At 36.8% G+C, this 19200-nt stretch carries 22 protein-coding genes and 1 riboswitch; of the genes, 1 reads left to right on the top strand and 21 read right to left on the bottom strand.

Going from position 1 to position 19200, the window contains the following annotated elements; all coding sequences use genetic code 11:
* Nucleotides 1-8 precede the first annotated feature (8 nt).
* From HFP47_RS03625 to HFP47_RS03535, 19 genes are all read right to left on the bottom strand, one after another.
* Nucleotides 9-1241: an NRAMP family divalent metal transporter gene (locus HFP47_RS03625; RefSeq protein WP_011679742.1), complete on the bottom strand. Its 1233-nt coding sequence runs from the start codon at nucleotides 1239-1241 to the stop codon at nucleotides 9-11.
* 12 nt (nucleotides 1242-1253) lie between these two features.
* The gene (locus HFP47_RS03620; protein WP_179876395.1) at nucleotides 1254-2009 is read right to left on the bottom strand and encodes a LamB/YcsF family protein; all 756 of its coding nucleotides are present in this window, start codon (nucleotides 2007-2009) and stop codon (nucleotides 1254-1256) included.
* A 5-nt stretch (nucleotides 2010-2014) separates the two neighbouring features.
* A complete protein-coding gene (locus HFP47_RS03615) occupies nucleotides 2015-2785 on the bottom strand; it encodes a putative hydro-lyase (protein WP_061514856.1) in 771 nt (256 codons plus the stop codon).
* A gap of 12 nt (nucleotides 2786-2797) precedes the next feature.
* Complete coding sequence (locus tag HFP47_RS03610) at nucleotides 2798-4138, bottom strand: acetyl/propionyl/methylcrotonyl-CoA carboxylase subunit alpha (RefSeq protein ID WP_179876044.1); 1341 nt, start codon at nucleotides 4136-4138, stop codon at nucleotides 2798-2800.
* Entirely contained in the window at nucleotides 4138-4539 is a 402-nt protein-coding gene (locus tag HFP47_RS03605; RefSeq protein WP_011679739.1) for a biotin/lipoyl-containing protein, read from the bottom strand. Before HFP47_RS03605 ends, HFP47_RS03610 begins: the two co-directional genes overlap by 1 nt.
* 352 nt (nucleotides 4540-4891) lie before the next feature.
* Nucleotides 4892-6379 (bottom strand): MobP2 family relaxase, encoded by a 1488-nt coding sequence (gene mobP2 / locus HFP47_RS03600; protein ID WP_013102215.1) that lies wholly within the window; start codon nucleotides 6377-6379, stop codon nucleotides 4892-4894.
* Entirely contained in the window at nucleotides 6363-6677 is a 315-nt protein-coding gene (locus HFP47_RS03595; protein ID WP_050884823.1) for a hypothetical protein, read from the bottom strand. Before HFP47_RS03595 ends, mobP2 begins: the two co-directional genes overlap by 17 nt.
* Nucleotides 6667-7380 (bottom strand): hypothetical protein, encoded by a 714-nt coding sequence (locus HFP47_RS03590; RefSeq protein WP_084014645.1) that lies wholly within the window; start codon nucleotides 7378-7380, stop codon nucleotides 6667-6669. The genes HFP47_RS03595 and HFP47_RS03590 overlap by 11 nt, the downstream gene beginning before the upstream one ends.
* Nucleotides 7381-8166, bottom strand: a complete 786-nt coding sequence (locus tag HFP47_RS03585; RefSeq protein ID WP_084014644.1) for a DNA/RNA non-specific endonuclease — start codon at nucleotides 8164-8166, stop codon at nucleotides 7381-7383.
* 15 nt (nucleotides 8167-8181) lie between these two features.
* Complete coding sequence (locus tag HFP47_RS03580) at nucleotides 8182-8559, bottom strand: ribbon-helix-helix protein, CopG family (protein WP_061514853.1); 378 nt, start codon at nucleotides 8557-8559, stop codon at nucleotides 8182-8184.
* 207 nt (nucleotides 8560-8766) lie between these two features.
* Nucleotides 8767-9735, bottom strand: coding sequence for a hypothetical protein (locus tag HFP47_RS03575; RefSeq protein ID WP_141266969.1), 969 nt, complete (start codon nucleotides 9733-9735; stop codon nucleotides 8767-8769).
* Nucleotides 9736-9739: 4 nt separating this feature from the next.
* Nucleotides 9740-10174 carry a single-stranded DNA-binding protein gene (locus HFP47_RS03570; RefSeq protein WP_061514851.1) on the bottom strand — a complete coding sequence of 145 codons (435 nt, stop codon included), beginning with the start codon at nucleotides 10172-10174 and terminating at the stop codon, nucleotides 9740-9742.
* Complete coding sequence (locus tag HFP47_RS03565; protein ID WP_061514850.1) at nucleotides 10164-10520, bottom strand: hypothetical protein; 357 nt, start codon at nucleotides 10518-10520, stop codon at nucleotides 10164-10166. The genes HFP47_RS03570 and HFP47_RS03565 overlap by 11 nt, the downstream gene beginning before the upstream one ends.
* Entirely contained in the window at nucleotides 10489-10764 is a 276-nt protein-coding gene (locus HFP47_RS03560; RefSeq protein WP_179876043.1) for a hypothetical protein, read from the bottom strand. The genes HFP47_RS03565 and HFP47_RS03560 overlap by 32 nt, the downstream gene beginning before the upstream one ends.
* A 27-nt stretch (nucleotides 10765-10791) precedes the next feature.
* Entirely contained in the window at nucleotides 10792-11748 is a 957-nt protein-coding gene (locus HFP47_RS03555; protein WP_081107454.1) for a replication initiator protein A, read from the bottom strand.
* Nucleotides 11738-11971: a helix-turn-helix transcriptional regulator gene (locus tag HFP47_RS03550; RefSeq protein WP_036086528.1), complete on the bottom strand. Its 234-nt coding sequence runs from the start codon at nucleotides 11969-11971 to the stop codon at nucleotides 11738-11740. Before HFP47_RS03550 ends, HFP47_RS03555 begins: the two co-directional genes overlap by 11 nt.
* A gap of 704 nt (nucleotides 11972-12675) precedes the next feature.
* Nucleotides 12676-13341 carry a thiaminase II gene (gene tenA, locus HFP47_RS03545; RefSeq protein WP_179876042.1) on the bottom strand — a complete coding sequence of 222 codons (666 nt, stop codon included), beginning with the start codon at nucleotides 13339-13341 and terminating at the stop codon, nucleotides 12676-12678.
* Nucleotides 13342-13343: 2 nt separating this feature from the next.
* The gene (locus tag HFP47_RS03540; RefSeq protein ID WP_179876041.1) at nucleotides 13344-14609 is read right to left on the bottom strand and encodes an acetylornithine deacetylase; all 1266 of its coding nucleotides are present in this window, start codon (nucleotides 14607-14609) and stop codon (nucleotides 13344-13346) included.
* Nucleotides 14610-14697: 88 nt separating this feature from the next.
* Nucleotides 14698-14786: riboswitch (TPP riboswitch) on the bottom strand.
* Between the two features lie 151 nt (nucleotides 14787-14937).
* On the bottom strand, nucleotides 14938-15441 hold the full coding sequence (locus HFP47_RS03535; RefSeq protein ID WP_179876040.1) for a DUF6622 family protein: 504 nt from the start codon (nucleotides 15439-15441) through the stop codon (nucleotides 14938-14940).
* Nucleotides 15442-15893: 452 nt separating this feature from the next.
* Between HFP47_RS03535 and HFP47_RS03530 the strand changes: the two genes are divergently transcribed.
* Nucleotides 15894-16529: an NAD(P)-binding oxidoreductase gene (locus HFP47_RS03530; RefSeq protein WP_025268091.1), complete on the top strand. Its 636-nt coding sequence runs from the start codon at nucleotides 15894-15896 to the stop codon at nucleotides 16527-16529.
* Nucleotides 16530-16689: 160 nt separating this feature from the next.
* Here the strand turns inward: HFP47_RS03530 and HFP47_RS03525 are convergent, their stop codons facing one another.
* Both HFP47_RS03525 and spxB read right to left on the bottom strand, forming a co-directional pair.
* Nucleotides 16690-17112, bottom strand: a complete 423-nt coding sequence (locus HFP47_RS03525) for an Hsp20/alpha crystallin family protein (RefSeq protein WP_179876039.1) — start codon at nucleotides 17110-17112, stop codon at nucleotides 16690-16692.
* 152 nt (nucleotides 17113-17264) lie between these two features.
* A complete protein-coding gene (spxB, locus tag HFP47_RS03520) occupies nucleotides 17265-19040 on the bottom strand; it encodes a pyruvate oxidase (protein WP_179876038.1) in 1776 nt (591 codons plus the stop codon).
* Nucleotides 19041-19200 lie beyond the last annotated feature (160 nt).

Raw genomic sequence — 19200 nt, 5'->3', positions numbered from 1 at the left:
GACCCCTTTTATAATGTATGAATGAGCGTTTCGATGCCAGCAAATGCCATGAATAGGACCACAATCCAGCCAAAAATGCTTAGTAGTATGGGATGCTTATAATCAGTACCCATAATTTTGTTTTTATATGCCCCAATCAATAAAATGGCCAAAGCAATAGGTAAAATTAGCCCATTAATCGCACCAACTACAACTAAAATTTGAGCGGGCTTACCTACAATGTAAAATACTAAGGTTGAAACAGCAATGAAACCAATGACAAGGTATGGACGGTACTTTTGAAATTTTACGGCACCCTCAGGAGAGTGTGAATAATTCATAAATGACACTGATGTGAATGTCGATCCGAGAATGGAAGTCATGCCAGCAGCGAACAACAGTAAACCAAAGAACTTATAACCAAAGTTTCCAGCTGCAATTTTAAAAATATCAGCTGCTGGATTCAAGGGATCTAACTTATGACCAGCCATTACGACTGCCAGCCCGGCTAAAAATAACATGACACGAATTACTGATGCAATTCCAATTCCTGAAAGCGCGCCCTCATTTACGTATTTCAATCCTTTTTGTCCATGCACTCCACCCTCTAACAAACGGTGACCACCTGCGAAAGAAATGTAGCCCCCTACTGTACCACCAACAATAGTTACTATCGAATAAAAATCTATATTACTTGGTAAAAAGGTATGTTTGATTGCTGAACTAACAGGGACAGTAGTAACAGACAAAATATAAATTAAAACTGCAATTTTTACGACAGCTAGCACTTGTACTGTGCGATCCATTACTAGCAATGCATTTCTGACAACAAATACAATTATTGCCAAAACAGCAGCAATGACAGCTCCGTTTTCGGCTGATATACCAAACAAAACATTTAAACCAAGTCCTGCTCCAGCAACATTTCCAATATTAAAAAAGAAACCACCGACCACAATTAAAAAAGTTAAAAAGTAGCCTAATCCAGGGAAAATATCATTAGCAATTTGTTGCGCATGTTTTCCAGATACAGTAATAATTCTCCAAATATTCATTTGCACAACAATGTCAATCAAAATTGTTATTAAAATTGCGAACCCAAAGCTCGGTCCTAATTGACTTGTAAAGGTCGCTGTTTGTGTTAAAAATCCTGGGCCAACAGCAGCCATTGCCATGACAAATGCTGCTCCCATCGCAACAGAACGTGCGCTTCTTTTATTAATTGACAACTCTGAGTTGCTTTTTATTTTGTTTTGATCCATATTTTTATCCTCTTAACAGATTTTATTGGTCACTGTAACTTGATTCTCAAGAAGCAGTTTTTTAATCTCTATGGCCAAGTCCACAGCAGAGTGGTTGTCACCATGAACACAAATAGAATCCACCGCTAGAGGCACAACCTCCCCGGTAACAGACACGACGGATTTTTTTTCCACCATTTCAAGGGCTCGCTGAGCAGCTTCCGCTGGATTTGAAATAACGGCGTTTGGCTGTGACCGTGGAACAAGAGACCCATCAGATTGGTAATTTCTATCAGCAAATACTTCTTGAGCGAACTTCATATTGGCATTTTGTGCTGCTTTAATTAATTCACTGTTGGCCAATCCATATACAATTGTTTGCGGATCAACTAACTTAATTCCAGTTATTACAGCATCAGCTATTAGTCGATCTTTCGCTGCCAAATTGTATAAAGCACCATGAGCTTTAACGTGATGCAATTTGTGATCAGGGGTGAAAGCAGACAGAGCGCCAACTTGGTAAGCCACTATATCCGTGATGTCTGATGTATTCATCTCAATTTTACGTCGACCAAAACCCTGTAAATCTGGAAAGCCTGGATGAGCTCCAATTGCAACACCTTTGTCAAGTGCTAGTTGAACAGTCTGAGCCATAATTGACGCATCACCAGCGTGAAATCCACAAGCAACATTTGCAGAAGTAACTTGATGTAAAATTTCACTGTCTAGGCCAATTTTATAATTTCCAAAACTTTCTCCTAAATCTGAGTTAAAATCCACTTTTATCATTTTATTCACACGCTAAGGTCCTTATTTGATATATTAGTAATCAACATGTGTCCTGGTGAATGTGTAATGGCAAATTTTGGTTTCGAAGCCATTACTGCTGCTTGTGGCGTTACACCACATGCCCAAAACACAGGTATTTCATTTTCATTAATGGTAACCGCGTCACCATAATCTGGATGGGCAAGATCATATATACCAATTTCTGCTGGATTTCCAATCTGAATTGGAGCACCATGAACGCCTGGTAACCGATTCGTTACATTAACCGCTGTAGCTATTTGACTACTTTTTATAGGCCTCATGCTTACAACCATATTCCCCGAAAATTTACCCGCTTGCTTTAAGGGAATATTTGTATTGAACATTGGCACATTTGCTTTTTCAGTAATGTGACGAATTTCGATGCCTGCATCGACTAGTAAATCCTCAAAGGAAAAACTACATCCTATCAAAAAACTAACCAAATCTTCACGCCAAAAGTCTACAACGGACAAATATTCGTCAACCATTTTGCCATTTCGATAAATACGATATTTTGGAAAATCTGTAGCAACATCAATGTCATTCCCTAATGTTTGCAACTCTCTGCTTCCTACTTCTGTGACTTCCAGGATGGGAATAGGTTTAGGATTACGCTGAGCAAATAATAGAAAGTCGTATGCATCTTCCCAAGGAAGAACAATTAAATTTGTTTGAGCATATCCTGGGCACATCCCAGCAGTTGGCTTTTGAAATTCGTTATTTCTCACTTTTTTTCTAAATTCTGTTGGTGTCATTTTAAAAATTTCCTATTCTTTCATTTGAAAATCCAACCAGTCAATGTCTGTTTTATTCTTATCTGACATGTAGTCGGGGTGAATAATAATTCTCATCAACAAATCTAAATTTGTGTCCACACCTAATATAACTGTCTCTTCTATCGCTATCTGCAATCTTTTTAATGTCTCATGCCGAGTCATGCCAGTTGCAATAATTTTTACAATCATCGCGTCATAATATGGAGGTACTTTATATCCTTGATACACAGCCGTTTCAATTCTAATTCCTAATCCGGTGGGCAAATGTAATCCAGTAATTGTGCCTGCGGATAGAGCGGACACGCGTGCCTCAATAGCATAATTGTTTTTTGAGCCAATTGAAATGTCATTTATATTTCGACCACTTGCTAATTGAATTTGAGCTGATACAATATCGATTCCTGAAACTTCTTCAGAAATAGCATGCTCAACTTGAATTCTTGTATTCATTTCCATGAAATAAAATTTTCCAGGACCCTGATATAAAAATTCAAAAGTGCCTGCACTTCGATAAGCCATTCTTTTTACAGCATTTAGAGAAACTGCTAACATTTTTTTTCGTGTCGTTTCATCCAGTAAATGACTAGGAGCTTCTTCGATTACTTTTTGATGGTGACTTTGAATCGTACAGTCTCGTTCCCCCAAAACTATGGCATTGCCTAAACCGTCACCTAGGATTTGTACTTCAATATGACGCGGTTTAGAAACAAATTTCTCAAGATACATCCGTGGATCACCAACTGACGCCATGATTTCACTCTGGGCTACCTCAAAAAGCGATTTAAAACTGTCTTGATTTGATACTAGACGCATACCTTTTCCGCCACCACCAGCTACTGACTTTAGCATAACTGGATATCCAATTTTTTTTGCCTGTTTAAAACCAATATCAACATCTTCAAAAAAACTATCACTACCTGAAACAATAGGAACTCCAGCCTCTGACATAAATTGCCTGGCTTTTTCTTTATCACCCATTTGTGCGATAACTTCACTAGTTGGACCAATAAAGGCGATTCCCATTTCTTCAACCTGCTTGGCAAAATTAGGATTCTCTGACAAAAAACCATATCCTGGATGAATCGCATCTGCATGTGTGATCTCAGCCGCTGCTAAAATTGCTTTTTGATTCAAATAACTATCTGCAACATTAGACGGACCGATTTGTACTGATTCATCCGCCATTGCTACATGTAATGAGTCTTTGTCTGCTGACGAATATACCGCAACGGTTTGAAATCCTAACATTTTGACAGCACGAATTATTCTAACAGCTATTTCTCCTCGATTTGCAATTAAAACTTTGAAATTGTCTACAAATTTTTCACCCATTACGATAACCTAAACAACTTTTGACCGTATTCAATTGATTCACCGTCTGAAACTAAAATTTCAGCTATTAAACCATCCTTGTTTGCTAAAACATCAGTCATCATTTTCATAGCTTCAACAATACCTACAACTGTTGACTTTGTTACTTTTTGTCCAACAGAAATAAACGGTGTTGACTCTGGGTCAGATGAAACATAGAAAGTTCCGACCGTAGGCGATGTAATATACTCACTAGTAGGTACTTGTTTTTCTGTCTCTGACTCAGCATTCACACCGCTTTGAAAATTGCTAAGAATATTTTTTGAAACACTAATTTTAGAGTCACCATTCCTAAAAGAAATATGGGTCAAGTTATTTTCATTTAAAATTTTCACAATGTAATTAATATCTTCTAGTTTCATCGAATACAACCCTCCTTATGATATGATTAGAATTTATCACAAATTATTATAGTATTCACATTTCCTGTTAGATAATCTAACATAGATTGACCTTTTTTATATTTTTTTGAAATACGAAATTGTACTCAAATAATCGCTACGGACTTTTAATGTCTTATAAAAAAGCTAATTAATATATGGAATAAATTATTTATTTATTTTAATTTTGTTATTAATTAATCTAAAATGAAAAATTTTTAAAAGGGTGCGAGATATTGTCATTACATTATTTATCGAGGGTAAACTATTATAATGCTTTTATCTGTAATTTTCACAGATGCTAAAAAACCATTTGACAAGAAAATTTTTCTCCTTACAATCTTCTGGATATTTCTGACTCGTATTCTTCGTTAGCCTTTTCTTGTTCAACTTTTTTTTGATTTCTTAAGAATTGACGTTCTGCATTTGTCTCAGCACGGATGTCCTGCCGCCACAAACGACTAATTTTATTAAACGAGCCACCCCGCACTGGCATCTGATCACCTATGTGCTTCTTTGTTATATTTGGGTTGACATTGTCGAACCACGGCTTGGGGGTCAATTTTATTTCCTCAGGGCTAGATGCAATTTTAGTTTTGTCTGTGATGCCGCCTTTGTCGCGCTTTTTTACATTGCTTAGTAGCTCAGACATTTGTTGGTCAATATCATTTAGTGAGGTATCTTCAATTTGTGCTAAATGTTTGTAGAGTTGATTCGCTAAGCGTTTCCTTAATTCCTCTTCCTTATTCTCAGACCATTTGAGTTGTCCCTTATGCATCACGCCCTGGTCTTCAATATTAATGGCGTCGTATTCTTGTGCCAGCGACTTAAAACCCTCATATTCAGGTTTAAGCTCTTCGGCAAACAAATCATCTATTAGTTGATCGGTTAATTGATTTGCTTTTGCCATCCTGCCTTTTCCAGCTGTTAAATGAGCATTACCAACCTGCCACCGCCCTTTCATGTTTTGAGGTAAAGCATCGTAAATTTGTTTGATGGCTTTAGCATGACGATCATTTAAAAGGTTGTCTAGCGCTGCCTCCACAATTTCTTTTTTAAAGCCACCAACACCTTTTAATATTTCCTGATGCCGTCTTAGTTCCTGTGATGACATTAATTGTTTTCTAAACTGTCGTTTGGCTTGTTCAATCACTTCCAGAGGTATAACACCTATTGGCTGCCCTTTATACTTACCTTCTTGCTTGATCATCTCAGGACGCGTTTCTTGGCTTTTTTTAGCAAACCACAGATGCATGTTTAGGTGGTCAGTATCCTGATGAATCACACCAAACCAAACAATGTCATTTTCATCTTCTCCCAAAGGTAAATTAAATCCTTTGTTAATTAGCGTCTTAGCAACCTCTTGTTCTGCATGCTTCAATTTATTTTGGTCTATCATACGAGTTTCGGGATCATAGAGATTGTTTTTAACTAACCAATCGCCTCTGATTGAAAAAGCGAGTTCATGGATATTATTGCCATTTTTTTGAGTCTCATCCAAGTCTTTTCTCAATACAGAAATATCGTGATTATCATAATTTAGTTTATCGCTACCAAATATTGGATGCGTTTCTGTTACCGCAGAATTGCGGTTAGCATAGCCAGGCTTGCTAAATTGTTCCTTTAAGTCAATTAAATCGTTCATGGACTCATTATTAAGATCGTTTGTCTTTTCCGAATTATTAGCGTAGTCAACTAAATCTGAGAAATTTTGTCCCTTTATATCTGCTGTACTAGACGTGACAAACTGCGCGGGTAGATTAACCATTGCTGTCTTTTTTTCACCCAGTGCAAAGGCGGCAATTTTACCAGTCTTCGCCATTTTGCAATTCCTCCATAATCTCTTCTAAACTATCAAACTCTTGTTGGTAGTCAATCGTCAAACGGCGAGCCGTTCTGGAAGACATGTTTAACATCTGACCAATTTGCATGTAGGATTGTTGATAGTTATTAAACAAAACTAAACTGAGCTGTGCCAAATAGTAAGTTCGATTATCGCGTTCATGTTGACTATCGACCATATCACTAACTTGAGTAGGATGGTGCCAATTGAACTCATCAAGCTGTTCTAAATACTTTGTCAATTGTGTTTTTCTTTCATTATACTTTTTAGTCGTCATCGAGTTGTCCTCCTGTTTGATGATACTTTTTGATCAGTTGCTTATCGCGACTCCGAATTTTTTTATATTCTTCATAGGATTGTGCCAATTCATTGTTTGGATTAAGTTCCGTTGGTGTACCAAATTGCTGGAATTCTGTTGGATTAATTGGGTTGATGGCATATTTAACAAAACCATTTTCTAAATTAATGCCTTCTGGAATGTATTCAAGTTGACGTTGCTGCATGGTTAAAAGAAAACCTAATAAATTCTCTACATTTGCCAATTGCGCAGTCAATTTTGAATCACTTTTTGTGGAGTGGGCATCAGTTACCTTCTGGGCTAGTTCTGAATAATTAAGACGTGCATTGTTGGCATTAAGCGCAATATTTTCTACGAAGAAATGCAAAGCAAATCTATACAGTGTACTTTTACCAAACTGTCCATTTGTAGACCTTGGATTTCTTTCAGCCCAATGCTTCATTTGTTGAAAGTACCATTCTTCGTCCCGCGAATTTTTGATATTAATTGTCTTTCCTTGTTTTGCAAAAATTTCCTCATCAATGTCGAATTCTTGTAAAATTTTGTCGATAAACTTTAGTTCTGATTTAACATCCAAAGGAATATCTTCGGGTAAAGTTGTATCATACTTTTTATTCAAAACATTTCTTCTTTTGATGAGCGCCTTCATTTGACTTGTTTTGAATTCTATTGCATCTTTCATTTATTCACTCCTTTCAGCATTACCGTTTAAGTAGTTGATTGTCCAGCCATCTTGAACGTTAAAAACATAGACATTAAATTTCAAAGTCTTGTCATTTGACTGTGCCATCATGTGAACACCGCGGGGAACTAACTCAACATTTTTGTAAATTGGTGCGACTTGATAACGAACATAATTATTTTTTGATTGATGCAAATAATCCGCAATTTCTGTTTCGTAAGTCACCATACTTTTAGCATTGACACGACTGTCTGCGTTCAACTGTCGTGTCCCCGTGATCAAATTTTTGGCTTCATTGTTTAGACCAGTAAATTGATACCCAATCAGATGACTACGGTTGTATAACCAGTCTGTAGTATTCGTTCCCGTCTTAATGGCATGGTAACCTGGCGTTTTGATTGTTAATCGTTCACGGGCTTGATACTTTTGAGAGGGGGGCATCAATTTTAGGTTAAGCAACGCATTAGCAACTTGTGGTCTGCCTAACCAATCTAATGACGAAAGTTTTTGCCAGCCACCCTGTCTAATTTGTAAATCATCTTGTGTAAATGTTGGTTGATTATGATTGACTTCAACAACTGTTTGACCAGTGTATTTCAAGTTAACTAGCTCATCATTTTGTGTTGGAGAGCTACTTTGTTTATCAATATTAATCAGTTGTGATTGCGAACCTAGTGCAACAATTTTTTGCAAAATCGACACACGGTTTAAATAGACAATACCTATCAATATGACAATGCCAAATAGAATTCTTCTTGCAAATCGACCACGTTTATAATTTTTCATTTGAACCTCTTCTGCTTATTCAAACTCATCAAAGTCAATCGACTTTGGCAAATTTTTTTCCTGAGGGCGAGCGTTTTTTTGAATTCGTTCTACCTCATCATTTAGGTCTGGAAAATACATTTCAAGTCTTGCTAGAATTATTTTAAACATTTCACCAATGGCAATTGTATTGTCATTTAATCCGTGCACAACATTATTGTTAGCCATGATTAAATCATCGAGATAAGTATGCAATATTTTTGCTGCGCTATCTTCTTCAATTTGGCGCGCATAGTTAGTTATCAACTCTCTCAACAAGTCATTTGATGTAACGCCCTCCCGTTTGGCACGTTTTTCGATTACGTCTAATACGTCTGGATTCAATCCACGTATATCTTTTCTAACTGTATCCATGAAAACTCCTAAATATATTTTGATAATTGTGAACAGGTTAAGAGGGAATGGCGGTACGCAGTACCTTAGCCCCGCCGTGCGGGCATTCCAGTGGCGGTAAGGATTTATTTTGTCTGTACCCTTTCTGTACCTTATCTGTACCCTTTCTGTACCCAGGTTTTGTTATAAAAAATAGCCCATTAGGGAAATTTCTTTAACTATTTAGAATTACAAATCTGTTGTTTTTGGTAACAATGATTTGCCATCTTCAACTTGCTTTTTCGTCCTTTGATATTGAGTAATATTTGTCTTAGCACGTTGAATATTTTTTTGTGCATCACTGATTTGTGTTCTTATTTGTGTAATGGCATAGCGAGCATTATCAATGCTAGCTTGAGTATCTGAGTCATCAGACTGGGCGAGTATTTTTTGATACTTTTTGATGGAAGCCTGTTGTTGATCAATGGCTTTTTGATATTCAACAATCGCGTGCGTATTCTTTGAAACCAGTTTTTGTTGTGCCGAAATTTTGGCATCACTTTCGCTAACTTCAAGTTCCTTTTGGCTGGCAAATGTCAGAGAATTTGACTTAGAAACTTTGTCACGATTGATGATGAATTTGCCGCTTGCGGTATTACTTTTTGCGTTAGTTTTCTTTGCACTTGAACTATCAGCAACTACGCTACTTGGCGCTTCGACTGTGGCAGTATTGATGCTTTTATCATGAGCTGTTAATGTTACAGCATTGAAGTTATGACTCAAGTTTTTAAATTGGACCACGAGTGTATTATTTGATGTTGGCACGACACGACCTGTCACTTGATTGCCACCATGATCGGTCATAGCAGTGAATTTAATTTTGCTAATATCAACCAAATCTTGATCAGAAACAGCTCCGTCAGAGATTGTATAATGCAGTTCCAAAACACCATTATTTTTATTAAAAACACTTTTTGTTAGACTAGCGGTTTTGTTCAAAGTGCCAAATGAAACTGGTGTATTTAACTCCGTACTTGGCAAATTTGAGGGGCGTGGTGTAATATTAACCATCACGGTTGTACTAAAAGCTATCAGGATAAACAGACTAAATATTGCAATTAAATTGCGCCGCTGATGTTCCAAAAACCAAGTACCGAAGCGACTAAATCTTTGAAAGATATTTCTAAATTTATCAGCTATTGTGATTATTGCAGTCATTGTCCTACCCCTCTACATACTCAAATGCATTGCTGTTAAAGTCAGGATATGGTGGCAAATCCTTATCTGTCACATCACTATTTTTACTGTCAGCAACTTGTGTTTGAACAGCTACTTTTTCTGATGACGTATTAGATTTATAGATGCGGAATTGTGTCACTTGATTTTGCATAGCATAAATTTTTTGACCAGTATTTTTATCGGTGTAGTTGTGATTGCGCATCACAAATTCAACCTCAACTACTTGACCAACATCAGTCACATAATCACGAATCAATTCTGCAGTTTTGTTAAAAGCAACATAATCAATGTAAGTTGCTTTGCCATCTTTTAAATCATTAATGGCTAATTTGAAGTAGGCAATCTTGGTTTCATTTTCACCTCTTACAGTGAAGTTTACATCACGAACTAAACGTCCTACGTGGTGATTAATTTGCATAATAATTTCTCCTTTTTTGATCCAGTAAATTAATAATCGGTGTCAGTTGTTTGGCTAAATAGTCTTGGATATTAGTTGGTAGTTTAAACACGGGGATTTGGTTACCAGCTTCAGAATAATGAATGCCTTTCAGGACTGTACAACCGACATAATGATTACCTAAGCAATCGTCAAACAACTCACCTTTGACTTTCATCTCACTTGATTTTAAGCAGACAAAGGCTTGCTTTTTTGTTGGTTGAACGAGATTATTTTTTAATTCTTTAACGAGAATAACGACATATTTGGTTTGTTGTAGTTCTTGTAAACTTTTCTCATCCAACAGCGTTAACTGTCTGACTTTCATAATCTCTCCCTTTCGTTCTTGCAGCTTCATGAAATGGTAAATGATACCGTTCCATTAAGTTTTTGATAGCCTTAATTGATTGATAAGAGGTACGGTATAACCTCACTGCGCCATCACTTTCTAATTCATGATTTTCAATTGCTTTGATCACTTTTCGGCTGAGTTCACCTGATGAGTTAGCCACAAAAAGTATGTCTGCGTTGAAAAAGTCTACTGCAATAAATACGTTGTATTGGTTTGCCATTTTGTCTCTCCTCTCTCCAATTTAAAGTTAAAATCCTGATGCTAATTGACTTGTTGTGATTGCAATCTTCAAACGATTTTCAAAGCCACTAGTGAAATATTTGCCATATTGGCTGATATCAATCAGATGGTCGTGCATGTAATCTACTTGTTTGTAACCAACGCTCAAAAGGAACTGCTTGATGGCAGCCACACCTTGTAATTGCTTTTGCAAAGTCAAAACAGAATTACCTTTTTCAAGTTCGGTCGTCAAAAAGTGATATCCACGATCAAGAGCACGAACGACAATTTCTGCTTGTTGGGGTTCATTCAAAAGTAAATCAGGAATCAGACTTTGGACTACACTTCTTAATTCAGGATTGGTTTGAATAATTTTGCCGATTGCGATAAATGATTGTTGAGATTTTTGTGAATTGTTATTATCAGTTACTTCATCCTCATCAAAAGAATTGGTTTCAGTTTCACTCAAATTAGTCTCACTTGACTGTCGTTTTGACTGTTCTTGAGCTGTCGTTTTGGAAGTTCTTGACCTGTCATTTTGACAGGTCCGGACCTGTCGTTTTGACAGTTCCTTGTCCCCCAAGGGACTAACCCTGTGGATAACTTCAAAATCAACATTTATGTTGCCAACGTAAAGTCTGTTTGGTTTATTTAACCCTTGTCGTTCTTCTTCAAGGAGCCCAAAATCTGCTAGTTCTTTTTTTAAACTAATGACTTTTTTCTCGCCAACACTAAGGATTGTTTGTAGGTCACTGTTTTTGTAAATCAAGTAAACATCACCATTTTTATCAATCCAATTATTCTTAATTGACAACAAGAAACGATCATGCAGAATTGCATAAGCCATTTTTGTTTCAAGTTTCATGTCGGCATAGAATTCATTTTCGAACAGTGCTTTTGGAATTTTGTAGAATCGTTCGTTAGTTTCGACTTGATTTCTACTAACCCGTTCCATTTTCCTGGGTGTATCTTGGTCATTTATCATCAGCAGTCCCCTCTAATGTCGCAACAATCTCTTCAAACGAAATATCCATGATTTTGTAAAACTTTATGAACGTCGTCAGTTTCGGATTATAACTTGGATCAGTTTCAGCTTTTGAAATCGTAGCCGTTGATAATTCTCCTTTTGATTTCACAGCTAATTCCAATTGTGTTAGTCTTTTTCTTTCCCGATAGGCTTTTACAATTGACCCAAAAGAATGTCTCATTTTGTTTCTTTCTCCCTTGTTTTAGTTGTCAATTTTCATTGATTTTATTACTAATAATTAACCGTCATGAAGACGGTTTTTAACAACTTCTTAATTTTTAGGCTTTTTTTAAGCAAAAAAATAAGCCCACACAGGGCTTATCAGCTTTTAAAATAACGAATATTACTAAAGCGTTACTTTATGAAAAATTATTGACTTTAGATTTCTTTAACAATCGTGAAACCCTTTGTGCGCCAACGTTTTACAAGCCTCTGTTACGTTAGATTTTGCACGGTACACTAAAAGACGAACGAGTTTATATTGAGATGTCAAGAAAAATAAAAGCAGCTATTTAAAATTATACACTATTTAAATTGGTGTTCTGAGTACTGCTAGTAAGATTTCATTCCTAATATTTGGTACCATGCTTGAATGCCATCATTCTAGCATGATCAAAGTAGTAATAACAACAACATGGTTATTACTACTCGGGCACCAATTCACTTGATTATTAAATGGACAATGTGGCTCATGCTACTAACATGATTCACAGTTACTACTTTATTTTATTGACACTCGGTTTTGTTCCATGTAGCAAATCATTAGATTCAGCAGAACATAATGATTGTTGATATTTAGACCCTGTAAGTGGCTTTTAATAAATAAAGGATCAAATTATAAAAAGCACAGCCCACAAAGCTGTGCTATTTATCTGTGTTTGTTTACTACACAAGCCATTTTTCTTCTTGATAAGCCATTTCCCAAAAAAGCACTTCATATCGCAGAGCGTTTTTAAAAATATTCATTAAGTGTGTTCGTTGGTCAACGGTTTGTTTTGCTGTTATACTATCAAACTTTTGAATTAGCCATTTAGTCAATGCGCTAAATTCAGGTGAGCTATACATCTCGATCCATTGACTATAAAGTACGTGTTTGGAACCTGGCGAGTGAGATAAGCTTTTGCCAATTGCTTCATAGCCCCACATACAAGGCAACAATGCTGCCAAGAGTTCTGCTTGTCCGCCAGTTTGAGAAACTGACAATAAATAATTTGTATATGCCAAAGTTGTTGGGGCTGGCTGTGCTGATGCCAAAGTTTCCTTACTAATGTTAAATTGGGCAGCATATTGCCGATGAAGCGCCATTTCATCCGTTAAGGTTGAATGAAGAATCGTTGAAAATTGCGTCATGCTCTCTAGGTCTGTACTTTTAAGCGCACCTAGGGCAAATATTTTGGCATAATCAATAAGATAAACATAATCTTGTATCATATAATATTTGAATTTCTCCACGGGTAAAGTACCCTCACCAATTTCTTGAACAAATGGATGTTTTAAATTAGCTTGCCAAACATCGCTAAGTTCTGTAAGAATTTCTTGACTAAATACCATTATTACTCCTTTTTAGTATGTGTCCACTCCGCAATAAAATGTGCTAAAGATTGACTGTACCGCACCAAACGCTCAATTGAAATGCTTTCATCAACAGCATGCGCATTATTTAAATCACCCGGACCATAAATGGCAGCCGGAATGTGCGCATCACCAAACCAGCCACCATCAGTGACACTGGTCGAAAAAGAGATGTTAGTCCTAGTTCCAAATGTAATCTGGTGTGACTTTAATAGTGATTGAACTGCAGCGTGGTTTTCATCTATTTCTAGTGCTGGGAAAATTTCACCTCGATCTTCAATCATAGAACTTCCGCCCCATTCAAAAATAGGTAAGTGATTTTGTAACCATGGATCGGCTTGCGCTAAACGAGTTACAAAGGATTCAATTTCTTTAGTGACAGATTGATAGGTTTCATTGGGATAAAAATGGACTGTTATCCATAAACGCGCTTCATCTGCTACGAAGGCTGCATGTCGTCCACCCTCAATCACTGCTGGATTAATCGTATTTGTACCAGCAGGAAACCCTGGGTACACCTTATTTATTGCCCAGTCACGTTCTAGCTCTTGTAAACCAATAATTATCTTGGCCATCTTCTCAATAGCGCTTGCTGCTCGCAAACCACCACCAGCATGAATCATTTTACGACGTAAGCCATCGTGATACGTTTGATCACTTTTAATTGTTATCCATCCCGTGATAACACCGCCTTGCCCTTGAACCTCTAAGTCACTTGAGTCTGTTACGAGTGCAAAGTCTGCTGTATAACCATGATCAATGGTTGATTTTGTGCCAGCTTCACCAACTTCCTCACCAATAACGGATTCAAATAATACTTTCCCTGGTAAAGAAATGTTTTGGTCATGTAAAGTTTTTAAGGCGAACAATGCCGCTGCTAGTCCACCCTTCATATCTGATACACCACGACCAATTAATCGATCATCCTGAATAACAGCCTCAAAAGGTGAAAAAGACCATTGCTCATCAGGGTTTAACGAGGCAACGTCAATATGTCCATTAATAATCAAGCTCTGATATGTCGAATCACCGTTTTTGGTTCCAACCACAATGTCATCGTTGTCATATAATGCCCATTGATCAATATCAAATCCTAAAGGCCGTAAGTAATCAGCAACAAAATTTTGAGCCTCACGTGTGTTACGTGCTGGTGGCGCTGGGGTCTCAAAAGCAACCAACTGCTTTACCAATTCTAATAAATCATCTTGCTGCGACGCAATTTGTTGAGTAACTTTTGTTAAATCCATGCTTTACCTCCACAAAAAAAGCACTTTTGCCAGCGGACAAAAGTGCTCAAAAATTGCTTTAAATATGTATTGCTAACAAGTTACTGTTGTATCACACAATTCACTTTCCTCCGCTGGCATTATCCATCTCAGGTTCAAAGGGTTCTTCTCAGCCAATTGGCGCCCCTAGTTATTTACTATTCAATTATTAACCGAGTATATCTTATTTTGCAACCTCTGTCAAAAGACACGCGTAATTACTTACATGAACCTTTGTCTATGTTTTACGGTTACGATGGTGTAATTGAGCATGATCTTGGGAACTGGAATAGCTCCTTTCACTATGACTTCAAAAATTGTTTTTTGCCGTAAGCGTTTTATAAATGCCGCCAAAGAATAATCCAACTGTGAACCCAGAAACAATACCATAAAAAATGTTGAAATTCATCTGAGTGTAAAGTACTGGATGGATAGCGAGAATAACGTTTAAAATATATTTTACTAGAAAATTGGTTAGCATAATAACTAAAGGTAAGGCACTACCCTCTTGAATTAATTGACCATCTTCAACATAAAAAGATCGTCGCATATAAAGTAAGTAACTGAACAAAAATCCTAAAATCAATGCCACCAGGTAAAAACTCAGCAAAGTATTTGGAGAAGCAAATTTGTTTACTACTGTATTTAGACCCCAAATAACGAAAATAAAAGGCATTATGATTGATCTTCCAATAGAAGCAGGACTGTCATTTATTAATGAGGTACCTCGTTTAATTAGTATAATTAAAACAACCCATACCCAGAACGGTGTGTTGTTAATGATTTCGAAAATAAATTTTAGTATATCAGCCATGATGATACTTCCCTTCTTTACATAAATTTTGGTTAGTATGAAATGACAATTTACACAACAAACCGGATCAACAAAATTTCTACATTAGAAATATCTTTCAACACTCAATATCATACTGAAAAATATAACTGTTGAGATAAGAATTACGACAAGAGGTAAAATACTTGACGACAGGTCAGTGTGTAAATGTAAGTGGTGACCATTTATATGTAAGGGAAAAAATCATCATCTATCTGGAGGGGAAAGTCAAAGGATTATACAATTGTCTCGTCCTCAAAAATCATTCACAAAATTTTTTTATCGTTCTTTCAAAAGTGAACATCGTATTTAATTCTTAAGCCAGTTATTCATTTTCTAAATGAAAGTGCTTAGCAACACAAAAATATAAATTATGTTAAACTCACATATAGTAAGGTATGTTCAAAAATGAGCCTAATTTGAGGAAATAAAAAATGAAAATATTTGTTATTGGTGCTAATGGTCGTGTTGGTCAAGAGTTAATCAAGCACCTGATTAATCAACATCACGAAATTATAGCTGGATCACGAAACCCCGAAAGGACAATGAAACACAAAAATATCACTGCGATCAATTTTGATTTACATGATGATATTGAAACCTTATCTCAAAAAGTTGAAGACATTGACGCAATTTATTTTGTAGCCGGATCGCGCAATAAAGACTTGTTACAAACAGATGCTTTTGGTGCAGTCAAGTCAATGAATATAGCTGAATCGAATGGTGTTTCTAGATATATCATGCTGAGCTCAGCATATTCACTTGAACCTAATAAATGGCATAATCCAGCAATGGCTGATTTGATGAATTATAATATCGCTAAATTTTTTGCGGATAATTATCTTGTGAAACAAACGAAACTTAATTATACGATTTTACAAGCAACTGCACTCGTAGACATACCAGGAACCAATAAAATTAGCTTGAATGATAAGGCGCTAACGAAGAATTCAATTCAAAATGTTGGCGCAACATTAGCGGACATTTTGAATCACAATTCAACAATAAATCAAGTTATAAAAATGAGTGATGGTGATACACCTATATTTGAAGCTTTAGAAAGCATCTAATAAGTCATGAAGTCTTTGATATAAGTGGATGCCCAACATAAAAATGTAATATGCCCAATACAAAAAAGCTCATCCATCCGGACGAGCTTTTTTACTTGTATCAATTAATGCCTCAACGGCTAATACAAAGGACGAATTAATAGAAACACCGAATTATAGATCAGTCAATCTTAATATTAGTACTTGATTGTTCAGTTGCTTTCTTAGGCAATTCAACGCGCAATTCGCCATTTGCGAATTTTGCTGTAATCTTGCTTGAGTCCACCCCTGGCAAATAGTAAGCACGGGACACAGATCCGTAGGTCCGTTCACTCTGCAAAATATTACCGTCATGATCAGTGTGATCCTTGAATTCATCACGTTTAGCACTAATCAAAAGTTGGTCATTCTTGTAATCAATGTTGATGTCGTCTTTGTTTACCCCAGCTAATTCTGCAGTAACGGTGAAACGATCGTCTTTCTCAATCACATCAGTCTTGATCGACTTTGGTAGTAAACGTTGATCGGACCAAGGATGCATAGCCTGATTCATAAAATCAAAAATATCATCAGAACTAAAACGTTGCATTAAATTGTTTGACATATTTACACCTCCATCAAATTTTTTATGTCTACAACTATGTTATAGTATCGTCTATAAATTTTGTCAAATGATACATACTAGTTAGCATTATAGATTGGATTGGTGGTGGCAAGGTATAAACAAAATGCATTTAAACATCAAAAAGTATCTTGTTAGAAACTGTACTTATTGTCATTACTGTCTTTAATATATTTTGAAATTAGTCCCTCTGATTCCAAATACTCACGGAATGGGACGAGTTCCTGCGCTTCGTATTTTTCTTTATAAGCATTAACAGTTTCTGCACTATACAAACTTTTATCTAACTTCAATGTTTCAACAGGGATTGGACGATCCTTAGTGATTTTTGCATCAATCACCACGACACGGCCTTTACCATAATAGCTAAGCGCTTCCTGAACGACGCGATCAATATCTTCAATGCGACTTACTGTCAATCCAATCGCCCCTTGGGCTTCGGCTATTTTGGCATAATCAACATCTGTAAAGTCAACGCCGAAGTTGTAGGTGTTAGTATCTTCGTACTTATTTTTGATGAAGCCATATTCCGTATTGGTAAAGACAACATTGATGACTGGTAAGTTGTAGCGAACATTTGTCACAACATCTGGATATGTCATTGAAAAGGCACCATCACCTATCAAATTCCAAACTTGACGATCTGGATAAGTGTTCTTGGCACCAATACCTCCCGGTAGACCAATACCCATTGACGCAAACAATGGTGACGTGCGCCACATATTTTTAGGTGTCATGTGCAAATGACGAACTGATAGCTGTGTTACGTTACCAACATCAATTGAGAAAATAGCGTTATCTGCTGCATGCTCATTAATTGCATTATAAACTTGGTAAGCTTGTAGGTCGCCCTCGGTCTTTTTTTCAAGTTTGGTCATATAATCGCGCCAGTTCTGTATATTTTTAATGTTAGCCTGCCACCAAGGTGATTCTGAAACCGAGGAAACCTTGGCAAGTATTTCATCAATTGCTTCACCAGCATCACCGAGGATGGCAACATCATTTTGGTGGCGTTTACCTAGCATTGCAGGATTGTTATCAATTTGGATAAACTTGTCAACGTTACGGAATGTCCCTTCAACTTCTGAAAATGGGAAGTTTGTTCCAACAAATAATACAGTGTCAGCTTCGAGAACAGCTTCGTTGGCTGGCTTCCACCCTACTCGGAAATTTGAACCTGCAAAGGCCTCAAAGTCCCAGTCAAAAGTTTCAAAGTTTTTACCGGTCGTGATAATGGGCGCCTTTATTTTGCGAGATAATGCTTGTACAGCTGAGCCATGACCCATGGTACCCACACCAGCATAAATAACTGGTTGTTTTGCTTGGTTTAATAGTTCAACAGCAGCATCAATATCAGCATTATCGACAGGTGCTGATTTGTATTCTTTATACTTTGGGCCTGATGAATACAGTGGTGTTGAATAAATCGAATTGGCATCAATTTGTGAAAATCCAAAATCTGCAGGTACTTCAAGAACAGCCACACCACGCTTGGCAATCGCCGTACGGATTGCATCATCAACCAAATGAGGCAATTGTTCGGCAGTAGCTACGCGACGATTGTAAACAGCGATACTTTCATACATTGGATTTTGATTTAATTCTTGGAAGGAATCCATGTTTAATTCACGAACTGGCTTTGACCCCAAAATTGCTAATACAGGCGTATTATCCATAGCTGCATCATATAAGCCATTAATCAAATGAGTAGCCCCTGGACCACCTGATCCAACAGCGACGCCTAATTTTCCACCGAATTTCCATTGCATCACGGCAGCCATTGCAGCAACTTCTTCATGTTTAACTTGCAAAAACTTAATATTATTTTCAGGATGTCCCATAGCATCCATCAACCCGCTTAATGTTCCGGAAGGAATGCCATATATAGTATGAACACCCCATCCTTCCATGACTTTCAAAGCTGCTAACCCAGCTGATATTTTTTATCTGACATTCTAACCTGGCCTCCTAAAAACAAAAACGTTGTAAGCGCTTTCATTATGATAACTAAATTGTATATCAACTAGGATAGAATATCAAATTAGTGAAGTAGCTAACAGTAATACTCGG

Origin of the sequence: Leuconostoc sp. DB-1 (genome assembly GCF_013414845.1) — a bacterium.
GTDB lineage: Bacteria > Bacillota > Bacilli > Lactobacillales > Lactobacillaceae > Leuconostoc > Leuconostoc mesenteroides.
Note: the sequence above shows the minus strand (reverse complement) of the source record. Positions and strands in the feature narration are given on the sequence as shown.

Coding starts and splice junctions, on each gene's coding strand:
- HFP47_RS03580 (WP_061514853.1), bottom strand. CDS start 8,559: ATGGATACAGTTAGAAAAGATATACGTGGATTGAATCCAGACGTATTA.
- HFP47_RS03610 (WP_179876044.1), bottom strand. CDS start 4,138: ATGGGTGAAAAATTTGTAGACAATTTCAAAGTTTTAATTGCAAATCGA.
- HFP47_RS03575 (WP_141266969.1), bottom strand. CDS start 9,735: ATGACTGCAATAATCACAATAGCTGATAAATTTAGAAATATCTTTCAA.
- HFP47_RS03530 (WP_025268091.1), top strand. CDS start 15,894: ATGAAAATATTTGTTATTGGTGCTAATGGTCGTGTTGGTCAAGAGTTA.
- HFP47_RS03565 (WP_061514850.1), bottom strand. CDS start 10,520: ATGAAAGTCAGACAGTTAACGCTGTTGGATGAGAAAAGTTTACAAGAA.
- HFP47_RS03535 (WP_179876040.1), bottom strand. CDS start 15,441: ATGGCTGATATACTAAAATTTATTTTCGAAATCATTAACAACACACCG.
- HFP47_RS03595 (WP_050884823.1), bottom strand. CDS start 6,677: ATGACGACTAAAAAGTATAATGAAAGAAAAACACAATTGACAAAGTAT.
- HFP47_RS03540 (WP_179876041.1), bottom strand. CDS start 14,609: ATGGATTTAACAAAAGTTACTCAACAAATTGCGTCGCAGCAAGATGAT.
- HFP47_RS03585 (WP_084014644.1), bottom strand. CDS start 8,166: ATGAAAAATTATAAACGTGGTCGATTTGCAAGAAGAATTCTATTTGGC.
- spxB (WP_179876038.1), bottom strand. CDS start 19,040: ATGGAAGGATGGGGTGTTCATACTATATATGGCATTCCTTCCGGAACA.
- HFP47_RS03555 (WP_081107454.1), bottom strand. CDS start 11,748: ATGATAAATGACCAAGATACACCCAGGAAAATGGAACGGGTTAGTAGA.
- mobP2 (WP_013102215.1), bottom strand. CDS start 6,379: ATGGCGAAGACTGGTAAAATTGCCGCCTTTGCACTGGGTGAAAAAAAG.
- HFP47_RS03590 (WP_084014645.1), bottom strand. CDS start 7,380: ATGAAAGATGCAATAGAATTCAAAACAAGTCAAATGAAGGCGCTCATC.
- HFP47_RS03615 (WP_061514856.1), bottom strand. CDS start 2,785: ATGACACCAACAGAATTTAGAAAAAAAGTGAGAAATAACGAATTTCAA.
- HFP47_RS03570 (WP_061514851.1), bottom strand. CDS start 10,174: ATGCAAATTAATCACCACGTAGGACGTTTAGTTCGTGATGTAAACTTC.
- HFP47_RS03605 (WP_011679739.1), bottom strand. CDS start 4,539: ATGAAACTAGAAGATATTAATTACATTGTGAAAATTTTAAATGAAAAT.
- HFP47_RS03525 (WP_179876039.1), bottom strand. CDS start 17,112: ATGTCAAACAATTTAATGCAACGTTTTAGTTCTGATGATATTTTTGAT.
- tenA (WP_179876042.1), bottom strand. CDS start 13,341: ATGGTATTTAGTCAAGAAATTCTTACAGAACTTAGCGATGTTTGGCAA.
- HFP47_RS03560 (WP_179876043.1), bottom strand. CDS start 10,764: ATGGCAAACCAATACAACGTATTTATTGCAGTAGACTTTTTCAACGCA.
- HFP47_RS03620 (WP_179876395.1), bottom strand. CDS start 2,009: ATGATAAAAGTGGATTTTAACTCAGATTTAGGAGAAAGTTTTGGAAAT.
- HFP47_RS03625 (WP_011679742.1), bottom strand. CDS start 1,241: ATGGATCAAAACAAAATAAAAAGCAACTCAGAGTTGTCAATTAATAAA.
- HFP47_RS03550 (WP_036086528.1), bottom strand. CDS start 11,971: ATGAGACATTCTTTTGGGTCAATTGTAAAAGCCTATCGGGAAAGAAAA.